Consider the following 18,127-nt stretch of genomic DNA (forward strand, 5'->3'; position numbering starts at 1 on the left):
GTATGAGTATGCCGCTGCGCCTGTCCCTTGTTTTGTTCTCGGCTCTGGTCCTGATTGCGTGCGATGACGCGCCGCGTTTCACTCAGGCAGAACCGGGGGAAGCTCTGTCTGGCGGTGCTGCTACGGTAAAGAAAAGCGATCAGAACGCCTTCTCCATGCCGTCGGCCAATCTCTCGCCGGTGCGCAGGCTGGACTTCAGTGTCGGCAACAGTTTCTTCCGCAACCCCTGGGTAATCGCGCCCTCGACCACCACTGCCCGTGACGGGCTGGGTCCGTTATTCAATACCAATGCCTGCCAGAACTGCCATATCAAGGATGGTCGCGGCCATCCGCCAGAGCCCGGCGACACCAATGCCGTGTCGATGCTGGTAAGGCTTTCGATTCCGAACAGCCCGGCGTATGCCGAGGTCATCAAGCGCAACGGTGTGGTGCCCGAGCCGAGTTATGGCGGACAGCTACAGGACATGTCGATCCCTGGTATCGCGCCGGAAGGCAAGGTGCGGGTCGAGTACGATCCTCTGACCATTCGCTTTCGCGATGGTATGACTGTCGAGTTGCGTCAGCCGACCTTGCGTATCACGCAACTGGGCTATGGCCCCATGCACCCCGACACCCACGCTTCGGCGCGCATTGCCCCGCCCATGATCGGTCTGGGACTGCTTGAGGCGATTCCCGAAGCGGCGATCCTGGCCAATGACGACCCTGACGACAAGAATGGCAACGGTATTTCCGGACGCGCCAACTGGGTCTGGGACGATGTGCAGCAAAAGGTCGTCTTGGGGCGCTTCGGCTGGAAGGCCGGGCAACCCACGCTCAATCAACAGAATGTCCACGCATTCTCGGGTGATATGGGCTTGACCACCAGCCTGAAAACTTCCGATGACTGTACCCCGGTGCAAACGGTTTGCCGCGATGCACCAAACGGTAATGGCCCCAACGGCGAACCGGAGGTCAGCGACAATATTCTGCGGCTGGTGGAGTTCTATACCCGCAACCTGGCTGTTCCGGCACGTCGCAATGTGGATGATCCGCAAGTACTGGCGGGCAAGAACCTGTTCTTCAAGGCAGGCTGCCAGCAATGCCACACACCGCAATTCACCACCCGCGCCGATGCGGCAGAGCCTGAGCTGGCCAATCAGGTGATTCGTCCCTACAGCGACCTGTTGCTGCACGATATGGGCGAAGGCCTGGCCGACAACCGGACCGAGTTCCAGGCCACTGGCCGCGAATGGCGTACACCGCCGCTCTGGGGCCTGGGCCTGACCGCTACCGTCAGCGGGCACACACAATTTCTACATGATGGTCGCGCTCGCAACGTGATGGAGGCGATACTGTGGCACGGCGGCGAAGCCCAGGCAGCACAGCGACAGGTATTGGCTTTCGACGCCGAGCAGCGTGCGGCGCTGTTGGCGTTCCTGAATTCGTTATAAGCATTCCCTTTTAAAAATAAGGAGCCGGACATGTTCCGACCCAAGTTGTTGTTTACCAGCCTGGCAGCCCTGGCTCTGGGCGCCTGCGCACCATCGGACCCACAAGCCGTCACCTCTGCCGCCATCGCCAAGCAGGTGATCCTGCCGACTTACAGCCGCTGGGTCGAAGCCGATCGCCAGCTGGCCAGCAGCGCAATTGCCTTCTGCCAAGGCAAAACCGATCTGGAAAGCGCACGCGCCGACTTCCTGAAAGCACAGAAAACCTGGGCCGAGTTGCAACCATTACTGATCGGGCCGCTGGCCGAAGGCAACCGTGCCTGGCAGGTGCAGTTCTGGCCGGACAAGAAAAATCTGGTCGGACGTCAGGTCGAACAACTGGTCAACGCCCAGCCGCAGATCAGTGCCGAAGAACTGTCCAAGGCCAGCGTCGTGGTTCAAGGGCTGTCGGCTTATGAATACATCCTGTTCGATGCCGAAATCGACATGGCCAACGCCGAACAGAAAGCCCGTTACTGCCCGTTGCTGATGGCAATCGGTGAGCGCCAGAAGATCCTGGCCGAGGAAATTCTCAGCCGCTGGAACAGCAACGACGGCATGCTCGCGCAACTGAGCAAGTTCCCGAACACGCGCTATGCCGACTCCCACGAAGCCATCGCCGAAGTGCTGCGTGTACAGGTCACCGCGCTGGACAGCCTGAAGAAAAAACTGGGCACACCACTGGGTCGCCAGACCAAGGGCCAGCCGCAACCGTTCCAGGCCGACTCCTGGCGCAGCAAGTCTTCGCTCAGCAGCCTGGAAGCCAGCCTGATCAGCGCCCAGTCCGTCTGGGTCGGCGTGGATAACAAAGGGCTGCGGGGTCTGTTGCCCGCCGAGCAGAAACCACTGGCCGACAAGATCGACGCAGCCTACGCTGCCAGCCGCAAACTGCTGTCGGAACTCAAGCCGCCACTGGCCGACCTGCTGGCCAGCGAAGCCGGCCGTCAGCAGCTCAATGCGTTTTACGACAGCCTGAACGTGGTTCACCGCCTCCATGAAGGCGAGCTGGCAAAAGCTCTGGGTATTCAGTTGGGCTTCAACGCCAACGACGGCGATTGATCGAGAGGTTGTAGATGATGTTGCGACGTCAGGCCCTGGCTCTTGGCAGCCTGTTACTCAGCGCTTGTACGCTGGGCGGCTGGACTCTGTTTCGGCAAAAAGGCAAAAGCCCCCTGCTGCTTTCCGCTCGCGACGATGGCGACGCAAGGCACTACGCAGTGGGCTACCGGCTCGACGGCACGCAGGTGTTCGCAACCCAGGTCGCCCAGCGTTGCCATGACATCATCAATCACCCGTCCTTGCCGCTGGCAGTATTCATCGCCCGCAGGCCCGGCACTGAAAGCTACCTGATCGACCTGCGCGACGGTCGCCTGCTGCAAACCATCACTTCGCAGCCGAACCGGCATTTCTACGGCCACGCCGTGATCCATGGCGATGGCGAGTGGCTGTACGCCACGGAAAACGACACTACCGATCCCGGTCGAGGCCTGCTGGGCGTTTATCGTTTTGTCGATGAACGACTGGTGCATTCGGCAGAGATCCCCACTCACGGCATCGGCCCGCATCAGGTGTCGTGGATGCCGGACGGCGAAACGCTGGTAGTTGCCAACGGCGGTATTCGCACCGAGGCCGAAAGCCGGGTAGAGATGAACCTGCATGCCATGGAGCCCAGCCTGGTGCTGATGCAACGCGACGGCACACTGCTGAGCAAGGAAACCCTCAGGCAACAGATGAACAGCGTGCGCCACATGGGAATTGCCAGCGACGGCACCATTGTCGCCGGGCAGCAATTCATGGGCGATGCCCATGAGTCCTCCGAACTGCTGGCGATCAAGCGTCCGGGTCAACCCTTCCAGGCCTTTCCCGTAGCCGAAGAGCAATTGCGGGCGATGGGGCATTACACCGCCAGCGTTGCGGTACACAGCGACCTGCGACTGGTTGCACTGACAGCGCCCCGTGGCAACCGGTTCTTTATCTGGGATCTGGACAGCGGTGCAGTGAAACTCGACGCGCCTCTGCCTGACTGTGCAGGCGTGGGTGCGGTTGCCGATGGCTTTGTCGTGACCTCCGGTCAGGGCCGCTGCCGCTTCTACGACTGCCGCCAGCCCCAATTGCTGGCTAAACCTCTGGATCTGCCGGCAGGGCTCTGGGACAACCATTTGCATCTGGTGTGATTGTCTGTGGGACCGGATTCATCCGGGAAGGCGTTTTGAGAATGTACTGGCCTCTTCTCGGATAAATCCGGTCCTACGACCATAAATAAAGAAATGTCCTACGCCCTGCCGGTTTGCAATATCCGGCGCTGGAGCTAGCCTGCTTCTCAGGTTAAATATCTCCAAAGGAAGTGCAGTATGGTGCGTCGGCGCATGCTGATCATGCTGGGCTTTGTTCTGCTTGTAGTGCTTTTACTGGCGGGCTACAAGGCCCTCTCCATTTATCGGCAGATTCAGCAATTCAGCGCCCCAAAACCACCGGTCAGCGTGGCTGTGGCCACTGCCAGCGAACAACCGTGGCAAAACCTTCTACCCGCCATCGGCACCCTCAAGGCCTTGCAGGGCGTCGACCTGAGCCTGGAAATCGCCGGCACGGTAAAGGCCGTGCAATTCGAGTCAGGACAAAAGGTCAGGGTTGGTCAGCCCTTGCTGCAACTGGACAGCGATGTCGAAAAGGGCCTGCTGGGCACTGCCGAGGCGGATCTGGGGCTGGCACAGGTTGAACACGGTCGCGGCAGCAGGCTGGTGGGTGATCAGGCGATTTCCAGAGGGGACTTCGACAAGCTCGCCGCACAACTGAAAAAAGCCGGCGCAACCGTCGCCCAGCTCAAGGCCTCTTTGGCCAAGAAACAGATACTCGCGCCATTCAGCGGCACCATCGGCATTCGTCAGGTGGATGTGGGCGATTACCTGGCCAGCGGAACGGTCATCGCTACCCTGCAGGACCTGAGCAGCCTCTATGTCGACTTCTACGTGCCGGAGCAGGCCCTGCCGAAGATCGCCATTGGCCAGACAGTCCGGCTCAGTGTCGCGGCCTATCCGGAGCAGCAATTTGAAGCCAGGGTCAGCGCCATCAACCCCAGGGTCGATGAGACCACCCGCAACGTGCTGATTCGCGCCACCCTGCCCAACCCTGAAAGCAGGCTGCTGCCGGGCATGTTCGCCAGCCTGCAGGTCGTATTGCCCAGTGCTCCAAGCCAGATCGTGGTGCCGGAAAGTGCAATTACCTACACCCTCTATGGCAACTCGGTGTTTGTCGTCGTACCGAAGAAAAACGACAAGGGCGAACCGGAAAAAGACGCCGCAGGCCAGCAACAACTGGCGGTCGAACGACACTTCGTCGAAACCGGTGAACGCCGCGCCGGGATGGTCATCATCGTCAGAGGGATCAAGGCTGGCGAGCAGGTTGTCAGCGGCGGGCAGCTCAAGCTCGACAACGGAACCCATGTGGCCATCAGCGCCGACAAGACCTTGCCGGCCGATCCGAACAGCCAGCCACGCGCTGACTGATCAAGGAATTTCTCATGGCATTTACAGATCCGTTCATTCGCCGCCCGGTACTGGCGACCGTGGTCAGCCTGCTGATCGTGCTGCTAGGTTTCCAGGCGTTCAGCAAGCTGACCATCCGCCAGTATCCGCAGATGGAAAACGCCATGATCACCGTGACCACGGCGTATCCCGGCGCCAATGCCGAAACCATTCAGGGCTACATTACTCAGCCGCTGCAACAGAGCCTGGCCAGCGCCGAAGGCATCGACTACATGACGTCGGTCAGCCGCCAGAACTTTTCGGTGATCACGATCTATGCACGCATCGGTGCCGACAGCGACCGCCTGTTCACCGAGCTGCTGGCCAAGGCCAACGAGGTCAAGAACAAACTGCCGCAGGACGCCGAGGACCCGGTACTGAGCAAGGAAGCAGCCAACGCTTCGGCGCTGATGTACATCAGCTTCTACAGCTCCGAACTGAGCAATCCACAGATCACCGACTACCTGTCACGGGTCATCCAGCCCAAGCTGGCCACGTTGCCCGGCATGGCCGAAGCAGAAATCCTCGGCAATCAGGTCTTCGCCATGCGCCTCTGGCTGGACCCGGTACGGCTGGCCGGCTTCGGGCTGACGGCCGCCGATGTCACCAATGCAGTACGCCGCTATAACTTCCTGTCGGCGGCCGGTGAGGTCAAAGGCGAATACGTGGTCACCAGCATCAACGCCACCACCGACCTCAAGTCCGCCGAAGCCTTTGCCGCGATTCCACTGAAGACCGATGGCGACAGCCGGGTGCTGCTGGGGGATGTAGCGCGGGTGGAAATGGGCGCAGAGAGCTACAACGCGGTCAGCTCCTTCGATGGCATACCCTCGGTCTATATCGGCATCAAGGGGACTCCCAGTTCCAACCCGCTGGATGTGATCAAGGAAGTGCGGCGCATCATGCCGGAGCTGGAAAGCCAGTTGCCGCCCAGCCTGAAGGTGTCCATCGCCTATGACGCAACGCTGTTCATCCAGGCTTCGATTTACGAGGTCGTGAAAACCCTGATCGAGGCAGTACTGATCGTGGTAGTGATCGTGTTCCTGTTCCTCGGCGCACTGCGTTCGGTGCTGATTCCGGTCATCACCATTCCGCTGTCGATGATTGGCGTGTTGTTCTTCATGCAGTTGATGGGCTACTCGATCAACCTGCTGACATTGCTGGCGATGGTGCTGGCCATCGGTCTGGTGGTCGACGATGCAATTGTGGTGGTGGAAAACATCCATCGCCATATCGAGGAAGGCAAGACTCCGTTCGACGCCGCCATTGAAGGGGCGCGGGAGATCGCCATGCCGGTGGTCTCGATGACCATCACACTGGCCGCGGTGTATGCGCCTATCGGTTTTCTGGAAGGCCTGACCGGCGCGCTGTTCAAGGAGTTTGCCCTGACGCTTGCCGGGGCGGTGGTCATTTCGGGCATCGTGGCTCTGACACTCTCGCCAATGATGTGCGCCCTGTTACTGCGCCACGATGAAAACGCCAGCGGTCTGGCCCACAAGCTCGACAAGCTTTTCGAGCGTCTGAAAGTACGCTATCAGCGCCTGTTGCACGGCACCCTCGACACCCGCCCGGTGGTGCTGGTGTTTGCCTTGATCGTCCTGTTCCTGATTCCCGTGCTGCTCAAGTTCACCCAGTCGAACCTGGCGCCGGACGAAGATCAGGGCATCATTTTCATGATGGCGACCTCGCCGCAGCCGACCAACCTGGATTACATCAACACCTATACCGATGAGTTCGTACAGATATTCCGAGAGTTTCCCGAGTATTACTCCTCGTTCCAGATCAACGGTTTCAATGGTGTACAGACCGGCATCGGTGGTTTCCTGCTCAAGCCATGGGACGAGCGCAGCCGTACCCAGATGGAAATCCTGCCGCAGGTTCAGGCACGGCTGGCGCAGATACCGGGCCTGCAAATCTTCGGCTTCAACCTGCCCTCGCTGCCGGGTACCGGTGAAGGTCTGCCGTTCCAGTTCGTCATCAATACCCCGAACGATTATGCCGCGCTGCTGGAGGTCGCAGAGCGGATAAAGAAACGTGCTGTGGAGTCCGGAAAATTCGCATTCATGGATATCGATCTGGCCTTCGACAAGCCTGAAGTGGTGGTTGAGATCGACCGGGCCAAGGCAGCCCAGATGGGTGTTTCCATGCAGGACCTGGGCAGCACGCTGGCGACTCTGCTGGCCGAGGCGGAAATCAACCGCTTCACCATCGAAGGTCGCAGCTACAAGGTCATTGCCCAGGTAGAGCGAGCCTATCGGGACAATCCTGGCTGGCTGAACAACTATTACGTGAAGAACAGCGAAGGCAAACTGTTGGCTCTGTCCACACTGATAACGATCAGTGACCGGGCCAGACCCCGTCAGCTCAACCAGTTTCAGCAGCTCAACTCGGCAATCATCCAGGGTTTCCCCATCGTCAGCATGGGCGAGGCCATCGAGACAGTTCGCCAGATCGCCAGCGAAGAAGCGCCTGCCGGGTTTGCCTATGACTATGCGGGCGCTTCACGCCAATACGTGCAGGAAGGCAGCGCTCTGTGGGTGACCTTTGCGTTGGCGCTGGCGATCATTTTTCTGGTGCTGGCAGCACAGTTCGAGAGTTTCCGCGACCCGCTGGTGATTCTGGTCACCGTACCGCTGTCGATCTGCGGGGCATTGATCCCGCTGTTCCTCGGGCTGTCGAGCATGAATATCTACACGCAGGTAGGGCTGGTGACACTGATCGGTCTGATCAGCAAGCACGGAATCCTGATCGTCGAGTTCGCCAATCAGCTACGTCACCATAAAGGGTTGTCGGCACGTGAGGCGGTAGAGGAAGCCGCTGCGATTCGCCTGCGCCCGGTGCTGATGACAACGGCTGCAATGGTCTTTGGCATGGTGCCACTGATATTCGCGACAGGGGCCGGAGCCGTCAGTCGTTTCGATATAGGGATAGTGATTGCTACGGGGATGTCGGTGGGAACCCTGTTTACCCTGTTTGTACTGCCTTGCGTGTATACGGTTCTGGCTGCACGGGACAAAGCGGCTGATGCTGCACTCTCACAGACAGCAGAAGCAAAACCCACACACTAGAAAGCCCCGAAAAGGGGCTCTGGAAAGTTGAAGATCATTTCAACCTTTGGGGCCGGAGCCCTGAACAAGACCGTACATCAATAGCAACAGATCATGATCAGGCTTGACTGCCTGCATGCTCTTTACGACTCGCGGCAAAGGACAATGCCCTTCACCACTCTGGACACTGAGTATCTTTGTCGAGGGCTGCTCCCAGGCAGCCACGGCAACGGTTGCAGTTGCCAAGGCACCGACTACAAACAGACCTCTAGCCATTTCAAGTTTCATCACTCCAAACCTTTGATAGTGCTGCCAAACACTGAATGGTAAAAGTAGACAAGCTTTTGCCAGTCTGCTGCTTCGAGTGACGAATGGCGTCGAAACTGTTTCATGTCATGCTGGGCAGCGCCATAAGCAGTCCAGCGACGGCGGGCTTTCTCCAGGTCAAGCAGCGCAACTTCCACCCGAGCCTGCGAGCCTTCGCCAGTCACACGCACGAATATGTGCTTGCTGTACAAGCAACTATGCTGCCAGCGCGCAAGATGCATACGGGCCAGAGTGGAACCTATTTCCTTGAGCATGCGCTCATGCAGCAACTCACCGCAACGCTCACGCCCACCATTGGCATACCACTGGGCAAGATCCTCGAAACCCTCAAGTGCCTCCGTGACCAGCAAGGCGCGCCATTGATTGTTTTCGTCTCGCTCGGCACCGCAGAACATTATCTCAGGCACGCCGACGTTGATCTGGCGCAGACCTTCGATGGCATCGCGCTCACGCAGAACGGTCGGACGCCCCAATGGATACAAAAAACTACGATAGGTATGGCCAATCTGACGCTTGCTGTAAAGCATCGGACCTTCGTTGCCATAAATCCGCTGAACACCGCTTTCACCACCACGACGAACATTCGGCTCTTCTACCCACTCACCGCGCAAGTTCCAGAAATGGCTGAAGCGGCTCTCTTTTTTGGAGGTACGCATCGCTTTTCCTAAAGTCTGAACACTCATCCAAAATTACCTTTTACGCAGTAAATAGACGCGCCACATGGCATAAAACGGTAAGAAATCCATGCGTTCCTGAATCCGGAAACCCGCCTGTTCAAACTCGGCCTCGACAGTTTCAACGGGTAACACAAAACGATTCTGGTAACCTTCAGCCCCACTTTTTTGCTGCCTGTGTTGCTCAAGGCGCTTGCGTTTCCAGGCCTTGAAATTGCCATCGACCCAGAGCGAAACAATCACGCTGTCACGGGTGACACGCTGAAACTCCCGTAATAGAGACATTCGATGTTCAGCCTGCCCAACATGGTGCAAAAGACGCATACAGAAAATACTGTCCACGGCGTTTTCGGGCAGATTGATTGCGAAAGCAGATGTCTGCAAAGGTTGTACCCTTTTCACAACATCTTCAGGCTGGGACTCCAGAGCGGTCTTGAGCATGTCCTCGGAATTGTCGGCGCCGATGATAGAGCGATTGGCTTTTTCAGCCAACAAAGACCAGAAACGGCCAGCACCGCAGGGCAGGTCCAGTACCAGCCCGGGATCACCGGCAAGGTGCAAGGCCTTTCGGGCAAGTTGCTCGTCACGATAATGAGAAAGTTTGCGCCACAGGCCGTCCTGATGCTTGTCCAGATACTGCCGGGCGTGATCTTTATCGTATTTGCGCGAGAACTCAAGCTCGATGCGCTTGCTCATGTGGGGGCATCTCATGATTCTGATTGAGGCCAGCCTACTCAAGGCGCTGTCATCGTCCGGTCATGCAGATGTGAAAAAAATGTTCTCTGGGAGCAGAGAACATTTCAAGATATTACAGGCACTTCCGGAGACTCAGGTTTTGCTGACAAGACTCACCTTGAACCGGCAACCATTTGGCTCCATCGGTGTGAGCCCTACACTCCAACCCTGATTCGCACAGATCCGTTGCACCAGCGAAAGCCCAAGACCAAGCCCTTCTCCACGCTGCTCATTGCCTCGCACAAAAGGCTCGAACATGGCTTCGCGTTTTTCTTCGGGAATGCCCACGCCGCTGTCTTCAACCAGAAAGCCGTCTTCCAGCAGGGTCAGGGCGATAAAGCCATGATCGGTGTAATGCAGCGCATTGCGCAGCAGGTTGCCCATCACCGCATGCAGAAAGGTGGCGTTGTAGCGCACATCGGTCGACAGGTCGGCCTCTGGCGGGTTGTAGATCAGTTGCAGGCCCTTGCCTTCGATCGGGCCACGCCACAAGGCAACCAGTTGCTCGGCAACAGCACCAAGAGTGGCGCGTGGCGTCATGGCCGGATCTTCGCGCTGGGTTCGGGCCAGCATGAGGAAGGTCTGCACCAGATCGCGCATTTCTTCACAGGCCCGGGCAATACGCTCTACCTGCCTTCTGGCACGCTGGTCGAGGGCCGGGTTTTCAAGCAGCAGTTCGCAGGAGCTGGCGAGCACCATCAAGGGTGTACGCAGTTCATGGCTGACATCGCTGGTAAACATCCGCTCACGTATCAGCGCCTGCCTGAGACGGCCAAGCGTGGCATCGAACGCGACGGCCAGCTCACCGACTTCGTCGGCGGCATAATCAGGGGCCAATGGCGGCGCCAGCCCCAGTAGCTGGTCACGATGGCGAACCTGTCGAGCCAGACGTACCACGGGAGCCATGACACGCCGGGCCAGAACCCAGCCCAGGAATACGGCGAGCGCCAGGGCCAGCACGAACCCCACCAGTACAACGGCGAACAGAACACGCTCGCGCTCTTCGAAGTCGCTCTGATCCTGCAGCAAGGCGTAATGCCTGCCATCCACCACCTCGATCATGGCGTGGTAGGACAAGGGCCCGCGAAACACTTCATGAAAGCCCGGCTCAAGATGGCGCAAGTCCTTGGGCAGGTCGAAATCGCCCGGACCATTGGTGAAGTAGAACAGTTGGTCCGGCTTGGGGCGATGGCTCCAGTCACTGACACTGTCCATCAGCATCAAACGATTGAGGTCGCCTCCCAAGCCCGCGGAAATCAGTTTTTCCTCGACCAGATGAACCGTGGAAATGATTCCCATGGCAAAAGAGCCAGCGACCAAGGCACTCATCAAGGCAAAGGCAATGATGATCCGCTGGGCAAGGCTCTGTTTAAACTCCATCCTTGCCCTCGGCCAGACGGTAGCCAACACCATGTACGGTTTGCAGCAGAGGTTTCGGGAAAGGTTTGTCGATCACCTGACGTAACTGATGCACATGGCTGCGCAGGCTGTCGCTGTCAGGGCAATCATCGCCCCACAACGCTTCCTCAAGCACCTCGCGACGCAGCACATGCGGGCTCTTCTGCATAAGAACCGCCAGAAGTTTCAAACCGACCGGGTTGAGCTTGAGCAGGCGAGAGTCGCGGGTGACTTCCAGGGTATCGAGGTCATAGACCAGGTCAGCGACCTGCAGGGTACGACGCCCTCCTCCCTGAGCACGACGCAACACCGCTTCGATACGCGCCGCCAGTTCGGACAGCGCGAAAGGCTTGAGCAGGTAGTCGTCGGCGCCAGAGCGGAAACCCTGCAAGCGATCATCCAGTTGATCACGGGCGGTGAGCATGATCACCGGCGTGTCACGCCGCGCATCTTCGCGCAGGCGCTTGCAGAGGGTGTAGCCGTCGATGCCGGGCAGCATGATGTCGAGCACGATAAGGTCGTAATGCTCGGTTGCAGCCAGATGCAGTCCAGAGAGGCCATCCTGTGCGCAATCGACTGTATAGCCTTTCATACCCAGGTAATCAGCCAGGTTCGCCAGGATGTCACGGTTATCTTCGACCAGAAGAATTCGCATGTGGGACACTCTCATATGCAATTTGGGCTGGCGCAGCTTAAGGCGAACTCAGCCTAAGGGCCAGTACCACATAGCTTTACGTTTTTTTCACCAGAGGTGGCAGAAACTGCTGCGTCCCCCGTAACAGCCGTCGGGGCCTTTGTAATAGAACTGGATTCGACATGCCGACACCCGCAACCCTGCCCGGCTCACGCCCGCTAAATCCGTGGATATATCTGGGTATTCCTGCTGTAACCGCTCTGATCCTTATCCTGCTGGAACTGACGTCACTGGACATGAGCCTCGCCCACCTGGCTTATGACCCGATCGCGGGCGACTTCATCGGCAAGCACAGCTATTTTCTCGAAGACATCCTGCACGACCGCGCCAAACAGGTCGTCATTGGCCTGGCTGTCGTGTCCATGCTTGTTTTCGCCGCCTCGTTCAAGGTCAAGCGCCTGATGCCGTGGCGCCGCGAACTGGGTTGCCTGGTGCTTTCCATGGCGCTTTCGACAGGTTTCGTGACTCCGCTAAAAGTCGTCACTTCAGTGCAATGCCCATGGAGCCTTACCGAGTTCGGCGGCAAGGAAACCTACAGCGAACTGCTCGCTTCGCGTCCTGAAACGGACAAACCGGGCCGCTGCTGGCCGGGCGGTCATGCGGCGACCGGCTTCTCCCTGCTCGCCCTGTTTTTCATGTTCCGTGACCGCAAGCCACGGCTGGCAAAGGCTGGGCTGATACTCGCTTTCAGCCTGGGCTCCCTATTTTCTCTGGGCCGTATGCTGCAAGGCGCTCACTTCTTCTCGCACAACGTCTGGACAGCGGTGTTCTGCTGGTTGATCTGCCTGGGCGCGTATTACTTCATCCTGTACCGACCGGATAAAAACGTCCAGGCAGAGCAAGGTCTGCTCGTGAAGCCTTAAACCATGTATTGGTGGTAATACTCCAGCGTGGCCACGTTCTTGTGCTTGGATTCGAACATGACGTCGAACCGGTCAAGAAACCCGGTCACGTATTCGTTGGTCCAGCGGTTCCACATCATGTCGCTGTGGCCATAGAGGTCGCGCTTGGAGAGGACGTGCAGCAGCGCGTCCATTTCCAGCTTCTGGTCAGCGGTAAAACCCAGCTCCTGCAAACGCTCCTGGGGCTGAGAGTAATGCATGGTCGGACGCACGCCACGCCAGCTTTCAATAACCCGCTCGACGCGAGGCGACTGCGCAGGCATGTAGTCATCTTCATGGATCCAGCAATGGTGTACGTCCAGAACCACCGGAGCCAGATCGGCTAACCCGAGGCAATCGTCCACGCCGTAGGTTTTTTCGTCGTTCTCGAAAGTGATGCAGTTCTGCGCCTCTTTCGACAGACGCGACCAGATAGAGCGAATACCCTCGGCGCCCAGACGACCGGCAATGTGGATATTGCATTTGAAATCCTGGAACTCACGCCCGTAGCCCATCATCCGGATCATGTCAGCGTGATACTCGAATTCGGCCAGGCTGTTCTCCACCACTTCAGGCTTGTCGGAACCCAGCACGCAATATTGGCCAGGATGCATGGACAGCCGTATTCCGGCAGCACGCGCCGCCACACCAATGGCGGCAAAGCCCTTGATCAGCATCGACTGAATGACCGGCTGCCGGTAGAACGCGCTGACTTTCGGGTGGCTGTAGAACGGCAGCAGATCACTGCTCAGACGCAACATTTTCAGTGCATCAGGCAAGGTCGCCACATAAGCCAGCAAACGCAACTGGGCTTCGAGGTTGTGCTCGATGATCTCCACCAGTCTGGCATGAGCGACTTCGGTGGAAACGCTCTCCATCCAGCGCAAAGTGGTGGTGCGCGGATTCAAGGCCGCCTCAATGGTTTTCAACTCGCCAGGGGACAGGTTGCGTTGAGGGTGTCGATACTGGCATGCAAAACCGATCCGGGCAGTGGACATGGCAATCCTGAAATCAGAAGGAATGGTGATCAGACTATTTAACGGATAGACCGTTCGCTATTGTGTAATTGCATCAATGGTCCAGCGTTTGACTCCGGCTCATATGCTCAGGCGAACAGCCAGAGCGCTCAAGGTGACGACAAGAATGGGAAGAGTCAGCACGATGCCGGTCTTGAAGTAGTAGCCCCACGTGATGGTGATGTTTTTACGGGCCAGTACATGCAACCACAGCAGCGTCGCGAGACTGCCGATCGGGGTGATCTTGGGTCCCAGGTCGCAGCCGATGATATTGGCGTAGATCATGGAGTCACGAATGACGCCATCGACCTCGGCAGCATGAATGGATAGAGCGCCCACCAGTACGGTTGGCATGTTGTTCATGACCGACGACAACAGCGCGGTGAGCAGCCCGGTACCCAGCGAAGCCCCCCATACTCCATACCCGGCGAACAGGTTGAGAATCCTGGCTATATGATCGGTCAGGCCTGCGTTCTTCAGGCCATACACCACCAGATACATCCCAAGGGAAAATACCACCACCTGCCATGGCGCGCCCCTGAGCACCTTGCCGGTTTCGATCACATGCCCCCGTGCAGCGATGGCGTAGAGCACAAGGGCACAGACAGCGGCGATTGCACTGACCGGGATGCCAAGGGGCTCGATCACAAAGCAGCCCACCAGCAGCAATACCAGCACCCACCAGCCAGCGATAAACGTCGCACGATCACGAACCGCTTCATTAGGACGCTGGAGATGGTTCACGTCGTAGGTCGCGGGCAGATCCTTGCGAAAAAACCACAACAGCATGCCCAGCGTGGCCGCAATACTGACGAAATTGACTGGCACCATGACCGAAGCGTAACGGCTGAAACCAATATCGAAGTAGTCGGCCGAAACGATATTGACCAGATTCGAGACCACCAGCGGCAAGCTTGCGGTGTCGGCAATAAACCCGGCCGCCATGACAAACGCCAGGGTTGCTGCCGGCGAGAATCGCAACGCCAGTAACATTGCGATCACGATGGGCGTAAGAATCAGCGCTGCACCGTCATTGGCAAATAATGCCGATACAACAGCCCCCAGCAGGATGATGAAAGCAAACAACTTCCGGCTGCTGCCACCGCCCCAACGCGCAACGTGTAGAGCAGACCATTCGAAGAAGCCCGCCTCATCCAGCAACAGACTGATGATGATTACCGCAATGAAGGTGCCAGTGGCGTTCCATACGATATGCCATACCGCAGGAATATCACTCAGGCTTACCGCTCCGGTCAGCAGGGCTAGAACGGCACCGAAAGTCGCGCTCCACCCTACGCCCAACCCCTTGGGCTGCCAGATGACCAAAACGATAGTGACGACGAAAATCAACAGTGCAATCAGCATGGGGACAACTCAATGGCAGGGCTGGATCAATCGCAAATGATTCGGACACCTTGAAACATGCCGATCACCCACACTGGCAACTCAGGATGAAGACGATGGGCATAAAAAAATCCGATGCCAGTATCTGACATCGGATTTTCTAGAAAAACCCTGCCTCGACTCAAATGCTCAGGTAAACAGCATTACGCTTGGCAGGGCTCCTCTGGTGTCGCCTGGGGTAAGGCTGGCTTACATCATGCCGCCCATGCCACCCATGCCGCCCATGTCTGGCATGCCGCCAGCCGCTGGCTTGTCTTCAGCCACGTCAGCGATCATCGCTTCGGTGGTGATCATCAAGCTGGCGATGGAGGACGCTGCCTGCAGAGCAGAGCGAGTCACTTTGGCCGGGTCCAGGATGCCCAGGTCGATCATGTCGCCGTATTCGCCGGTAGCAGCGTTGTAACCGAAGTTACCCGAGCCCTGCTTGACCTTGTCGACAACAACGCTTGGCTCGTCACCGGAGTTGGCAACGATCTGGCGCAGTGGAGCTTCTACAGCGCGACGCAGCAGAGCGATACCGACGTTCTGATCGGCGTTGTCGCCTTTCAGGTCAGCGATTGCCTGCAGGGAACGAACCAGAGCAACGCCACCGCCAGGTACCACGCCTTCTTCAACGGCTGCACGGGTAGCGTGCAGGGCGTCTTCAACGCGGGCTTTCTTCTCTTTCATTTCAACTTCGGAACCGGCGCCGACCTTGATCACTGCAACGCCGCCAGACAGCTTGGCCAGACGCTCTTGCAGTTTTTCCTTGTCGTAGTCGGAGCTGGTGTCACCGATTTGCTGGCGGATCTGAGCGATGCGCGAGTCGATATCGGTCTTGACGCCGGAGCCGTCGATGATGGTGGTGTTTTCTTTGTTCAGAACAACGCGCTTGGCATTACCCAGGTGTTCCAGGGTAGTGCTTTCCAGGCTCAGGCCGATCTCTTCGGAGATGACGGTACCGCCAGTCAGGACAGCGATGTCCTGCAGCATTGCCTTGCGACGGTCGCCGAAACCTGGAGCCTTGACGGCTGCAACTTTCACGATACCGCGCATGTTGTTCACAACCAGAGTCGCCAGGGCTTCGCCTTCAACGTCTTCGGCAACGATCAGCAAAGGACGGCCAGCTTTTGCGACTGCTTCCAGAACCGGCAGCATTTCGCGAATGTTGGAGATCTTCTTGTCGACCAGCAGGATCAGCGGGCTGTCCAGCTCGGCAACCATGGTGTCCGGCTTGTTGATGAAGTACGGGGACAGGTAGCCACGATCGAACTGCATGCCTTCTACGACCGACAGTTCGTTTTCCAGGCCAGTGCCTTCTTCAACGGTGATAACGCCGTCTTTGGTCACTTTTTCCATGGCTTCGGCAATGATGTCGCCGATGGAGTTATCGGAGTTGGCGGAGATGGTGCCAACCTGAGCGATAGCCTTGGTGTCGGTGCATGGCTTGGACAGCTTCTTCAGCTCGGCAACGATGGCGATGGTCGCCTTGTCGATACCGCGCTTGAGGTCCATAGGGTTCATGCCGGCAGCGACGGCTTTCAGGCCTTCGTTGACGATAGCCTGAGCCAGAACGGTAGCGGTGGTAGTACCGTCACCAGCGTCGTCGTTGGCACGGGAAGCAACGTCTTTGACCAGTTGCGCGCCCATGTTTTCAAAACGGTCTTTCAGTTCGATTTCCTTGGCAACCGAAACACCGTCTTTAGTGATCAGAGGAGCACCGAAGCTCTTCTCGATGATGACGTTACGGCCTTTCGGGCCCAGGGTCGCTTTTACTGCGTCAGCCAGGACGTTTACACCAGCGAGCATTTTCTTACGGCCAGCGTCGCCGAATTTAACTTCTTTAGCAGCCATGATCTTTATTCCTTCGATACTTTGTAGTGACGGAAATCAGCGGGTTTCTCAGCCTTCGATGACAGCGAGGATTTCGTTCTCGCTCATCACCAGCAGGTCTTCGCCGTCTACTTTCACAGTGTTGCTACCGGAGTAAGGGCCAAACACTACTTTGTCACCCACTTTCACGGCCAGCGCACGTACTTCACCGTTATCCAGCACACGGCCGGTACCTACAGCGACGATCTCGCCACGGTTAGGCTTTTCAGCAGCCGAACCTGGCAGCACGATACCGCCGGCAGTTTTCGTTTCTTCTTCGCTGCGACGGATTACGACGCGGTCATGCAGAGGACGAAGCTTCATTGTCGATCTCCTGATTATGGTTTTAGAGCGCCCGGTGAACACACCGGCGGGGGTTAAAAATCCGGTCTTGCCGGTTACGGTTCGGCGAGCGAACCGCAGAATACGGTCTGGCAAATGGGCCAGAAACCTTGCGGTGACCCATACATAAGGGCGAGCAAGGTGATTACAAGTCTTGGCCAGGATTTTTTTTCGCACAGACAGGCACTTGAAACGAACACGGCACCCGAAGGTGCCGTGCAGACGAGTCATGCCGATTACTTGTCGCGATGCTCGAATTCACCTTCGATGACATCGGGTTCGCGGGTAGGCTGATGAATCGCGCCAGGACGGCTGCTTGCCGGCCCCTGACTGGCCTGGTGAAGATCCTCGGAGAACGCACGCTGCCGCGTGGCCTGAGCTTCGGCACGCTGGCGAAGCTTGCCGGCCAGCAGGCGGCGAGTGAACGGCAGAAGGCAGATCACACCCAGGATGTCGCTGATGAAACCGGGCAGCAGAAGCAGCCCGCCACCGACCGCAATCGTCAACCCTTCCAGCATCTGCTGCGCGGGAAGCTCGCCACGCGACAGGCTTTCACGGGCACGCAACGCGGTGGCCAGACCGGCCACACGCATCACGAACAGGCCGAGCACCGAAGTACTCAGCACAAGAAGGAAGGTCCACAGGAAGCCGATGGACATACCGACCCGAACCAGAACGAACAGCTCCAGCACCGGAAAAAGCAAAAAGAGCAGCAGAAAAACGCGCATCAAATCAGTTCCTCTAAGGAAGAATGCCTTCCAAGTAGACCGT

General features: G+C 57.9%; 16 protein-coding genes. 6 read left to right on the top strand and 10 right to left on the bottom strand.

Features of this window, described 5'->3' with window-relative positions:
- The first annotated feature begins 2 nt into the window (after positions 1-2).
- The 5 genes from ACODS3_RS00365 to ACODS3_RS00385 all read left to right on the top strand — a co-directional run bounded on the left by ACODS3_RS00365 (position 3) and on the right by ACODS3_RS00385 (position 8,055).
- The gene (locus tag ACODS3_RS00365) at positions 3-1,430 is read left to right on the top strand and encodes a di-heme oxidoreductase family protein (RefSeq protein ID WP_201020644.1); all 1,428 of its coding nucleotides are present in this window, start codon (positions 3-5) and stop codon (positions 1,428-1,430) included.
- A 30-nt stretch (positions 1,431-1,460) separates the two neighbouring features.
- Positions 1,461-2,525: an imelysin family protein gene (locus tag ACODS3_RS00370; RefSeq protein WP_489032788.1), complete on the top strand. Its 1,065-nt coding sequence runs from the start codon at positions 1,461-1,463 to the stop codon at positions 2,523-2,525.
- A 17-nt stretch (positions 2,526-2,542) separates the two neighbouring features.
- Positions 2,543-3,640 carry a DUF1513 domain-containing protein gene (locus tag ACODS3_RS00375; protein WP_489033131.1) on the top strand — a complete coding sequence of 366 codons (1,098 nt, stop codon included), beginning with the start codon at positions 2,543-2,545 and terminating at the stop codon, positions 3,638-3,640.
- A 177-nt stretch (positions 3,641-3,817) separates the two neighbouring features.
- Positions 3,818-4,969 carry an efflux RND transporter periplasmic adaptor subunit gene (locus ACODS3_RS00380; RefSeq protein ID WP_201020646.1) on the top strand — a complete coding sequence of 384 codons (1,152 nt, stop codon included), beginning with the start codon at positions 3,818-3,820 and terminating at the stop codon, positions 4,967-4,969.
- Positions 4,970-4,983: 14 nt separating this feature from the next.
- Complete coding sequence (locus ACODS3_RS00385; RefSeq protein ID WP_489032790.1) at positions 4,984-8,055, top strand: multidrug efflux RND transporter permease subunit; 3,072 nt, start codon at positions 4,984-4,986, stop codon at positions 8,053-8,055.
- Positions 8,056-8,094: 39 nt separating this feature from the next.
- Here ACODS3_RS00385 and ACODS3_RS00390 read toward each other — a convergent pair whose 3' ends face one another.
- From ACODS3_RS00390 to colR, 5 genes are all read right to left on the bottom strand, one after another.
- Entirely contained in the window at positions 8,095-8,322 is a 228-nt protein-coding gene (locus tag ACODS3_RS00390) for a hypothetical protein (RefSeq protein WP_201020648.1), read from the bottom strand.
- Positions 8,322-9,017 (bottom strand): lipopolysaccharide kinase InaA family protein, encoded by a 696-nt coding sequence (locus ACODS3_RS00395; protein WP_374063558.1) that lies wholly within the window; start codon positions 9,015-9,017, stop codon positions 8,322-8,324. Before ACODS3_RS00395 ends, ACODS3_RS00390 begins: the two co-directional genes overlap by 1 nt.
- A gap of 33 nt (positions 9,018-9,050) precedes the next feature.
- The gene (locus ACODS3_RS00400; protein ID WP_201007173.1) at positions 9,051-9,731 is read right to left on the bottom strand and encodes a class I SAM-dependent methyltransferase; all 681 of its coding nucleotides are present in this window, start codon (positions 9,729-9,731) and stop codon (positions 9,051-9,053) included.
- A gap of 132 nt (positions 9,732-9,863) precedes the next feature.
- The gene (locus ACODS3_RS00405; protein WP_201020651.1) at positions 9,864-11,150 is read right to left on the bottom strand and encodes a sensor histidine kinase; all 1,287 of its coding nucleotides are present in this window, start codon (positions 11,148-11,150) and stop codon (positions 9,864-9,866) included.
- A complete protein-coding gene (colR, locus tag ACODS3_RS00410; protein WP_304575359.1) occupies positions 11,140-11,823 on the bottom strand; it encodes a two-component system response regulator ColR in 684 nt (227 codons plus the stop codon). The genes ACODS3_RS00405 and colR overlap by 11 nt, the downstream gene beginning before the upstream one ends.
- Before the next feature lie 161 nt (positions 11,824-11,984).
- On the opposite strand from colR, the gene ACODS3_RS00415 reads away from it, so the two are divergent.
- On the top strand, positions 11,985-12,725 hold the full coding sequence (locus ACODS3_RS00415) for a phosphatase PAP2 family protein (protein WP_201020652.1): 741 nt from the start codon (positions 11,985-11,987) through the stop codon (positions 12,723-12,725).
- On the opposite strand, the gene uvsE is transcribed toward ACODS3_RS00415, so the two are convergent.
- From uvsE to ACODS3_RS00440, 5 genes are all read right to left on the bottom strand, one after another.
- Positions 12,722-13,741 carry a UV DNA damage repair endonuclease UvsE gene (gene uvsE / locus ACODS3_RS00420; RefSeq protein WP_201020653.1) on the bottom strand — a complete coding sequence of 340 codons (1,020 nt, stop codon included), beginning with the start codon at positions 13,739-13,741 and terminating at the stop codon, positions 12,722-12,724. The two genes, ACODS3_RS00415 and uvsE, sit on opposite strands and share 4 nt — an antisense overlap.
- 99 nt (positions 13,742-13,840) lie before the next feature.
- Entirely contained in the window at positions 13,841-15,124 is a 1,284-nt protein-coding gene (locus tag ACODS3_RS00425) for an arsenic transporter (protein WP_201020654.1), read from the bottom strand.
- Between the two features lie 228 nt (positions 15,125-15,352).
- The gene (groL, locus tag ACODS3_RS00430; protein WP_201007155.1) at positions 15,353-16,996 is read right to left on the bottom strand and encodes a chaperonin GroEL; all 1,644 of its coding nucleotides are present in this window, start codon (positions 16,994-16,996) and stop codon (positions 15,353-15,355) included.
- A 48-nt stretch (positions 16,997-17,044) separates the two neighbouring features.
- Entirely contained in the window at positions 17,045-17,338 is a 294-nt protein-coding gene (locus ACODS3_RS00435; protein WP_004881479.1) for a co-chaperone GroES, read from the bottom strand.
- Between the two features lie 254 nt (positions 17,339-17,592).
- Complete coding sequence (locus ACODS3_RS00440; RefSeq protein ID WP_025261689.1) at positions 17,593-18,084, bottom strand: FxsA family protein; 492 nt, start codon at positions 18,082-18,084, stop codon at positions 17,593-17,595.
- Positions 18,085-18,127: the final 43 nt, after the last annotated feature.

It is taken from the genome of Pseudomonas sp. FG43 (genome assembly GCF_057809175.1).

Bases quoted from the DNA above. Each gene is read 5' to 3' on its own strand.
- ACODS3_RS00365 (WP_201020644.1), top strand. From the start codon at position 3: ATGAGTATGCCGCTGCGCCTGTCCCTTGTTTTGTTCTCGGCTCTGGTC.
- ACODS3_RS00370 (WP_489032788.1), top strand. From the start codon at position 1,461: ATGTTCCGACCCAAGTTGTTGTTTACCAGCCTGGCAGCCCTGGCTCTG.
- ACODS3_RS00375 (WP_489033131.1), top strand. From the start codon at position 2,543: ATGTTGCGACGTCAGGCCCTGGCTCTTGGCAGCCTGTTACTCAGCGCT.
- ACODS3_RS00380 (WP_201020646.1), top strand. From the start codon at position 3,818: ATGGTGCGTCGGCGCATGCTGATCATGCTGGGCTTTGTTCTGCTTGTA.
- ACODS3_RS00385 (WP_489032790.1), top strand. From the start codon at position 4,984: ATGGCATTTACAGATCCGTTCATTCGCCGCCCGGTACTGGCGACCGTG.
- ACODS3_RS00390 (WP_201020648.1), bottom strand. From the start codon at position 8,322: ATGAAACTTGAAATGGCTAGAGGTCTGTTTGTAGTCGGTGCCTTGGCA.
- ACODS3_RS00395 (WP_374063558.1), bottom strand. From the start codon at position 9,017: ATGCGTACCTCCAAAAAAGAGAGCCGCTTCAGCCATTTCTGGAACTTG.
- ACODS3_RS00400 (WP_201007173.1), bottom strand. From the start codon at position 9,731: ATGAGCAAGCGCATCGAGCTTGAGTTCTCGCGCAAATACGATAAAGAT.
- ACODS3_RS00405 (WP_201020651.1), bottom strand. From the start codon at position 11,150: ATGGAGTTTAAACAGAGCCTTGCCCAGCGGATCATCATTGCCTTTGCC.
- colR (WP_304575359.1), bottom strand. From the start codon at position 11,823: ATGCGAATTCTTCTGGTCGAAGATAACCGTGACATCCTGGCGAACCTG.
- ACODS3_RS00415 (WP_201020652.1), top strand. From the start codon at position 11,985: ATGCCGACACCCGCAACCCTGCCCGGCTCACGCCCGCTAAATCCGTGG.
- uvsE (WP_201020653.1), bottom strand. From the start codon at position 13,741: ATGTCCACTGCCCGGATCGGTTTTGCATGCCAGTATCGACACCCTCAA.
- ACODS3_RS00425 (WP_201020654.1), bottom strand. From the start codon at position 15,124: ATGCTGATTGCACTGTTGATTTTCGTCGTCACTATCGTTTTGGTCATC.
- groL (WP_201007155.1), bottom strand. From the start codon at position 16,996: ATGGCTGCTAAAGAAGTTAAATTCGGCGACGCTGGCCGTAAGAAAATG.
- ACODS3_RS00435 (WP_004881479.1), bottom strand. From the start codon at position 17,338: ATGAAGCTTCGTCCTCTGCATGACCGCGTCGTAATCCGTCGCAGCGAA.
- ACODS3_RS00440 (WP_025261689.1), bottom strand. From the start codon at position 18,084: ATGCGCGTTTTTCTGCTGCTCTTTTTGCTTTTTCCGGTGCTGGAGCTG.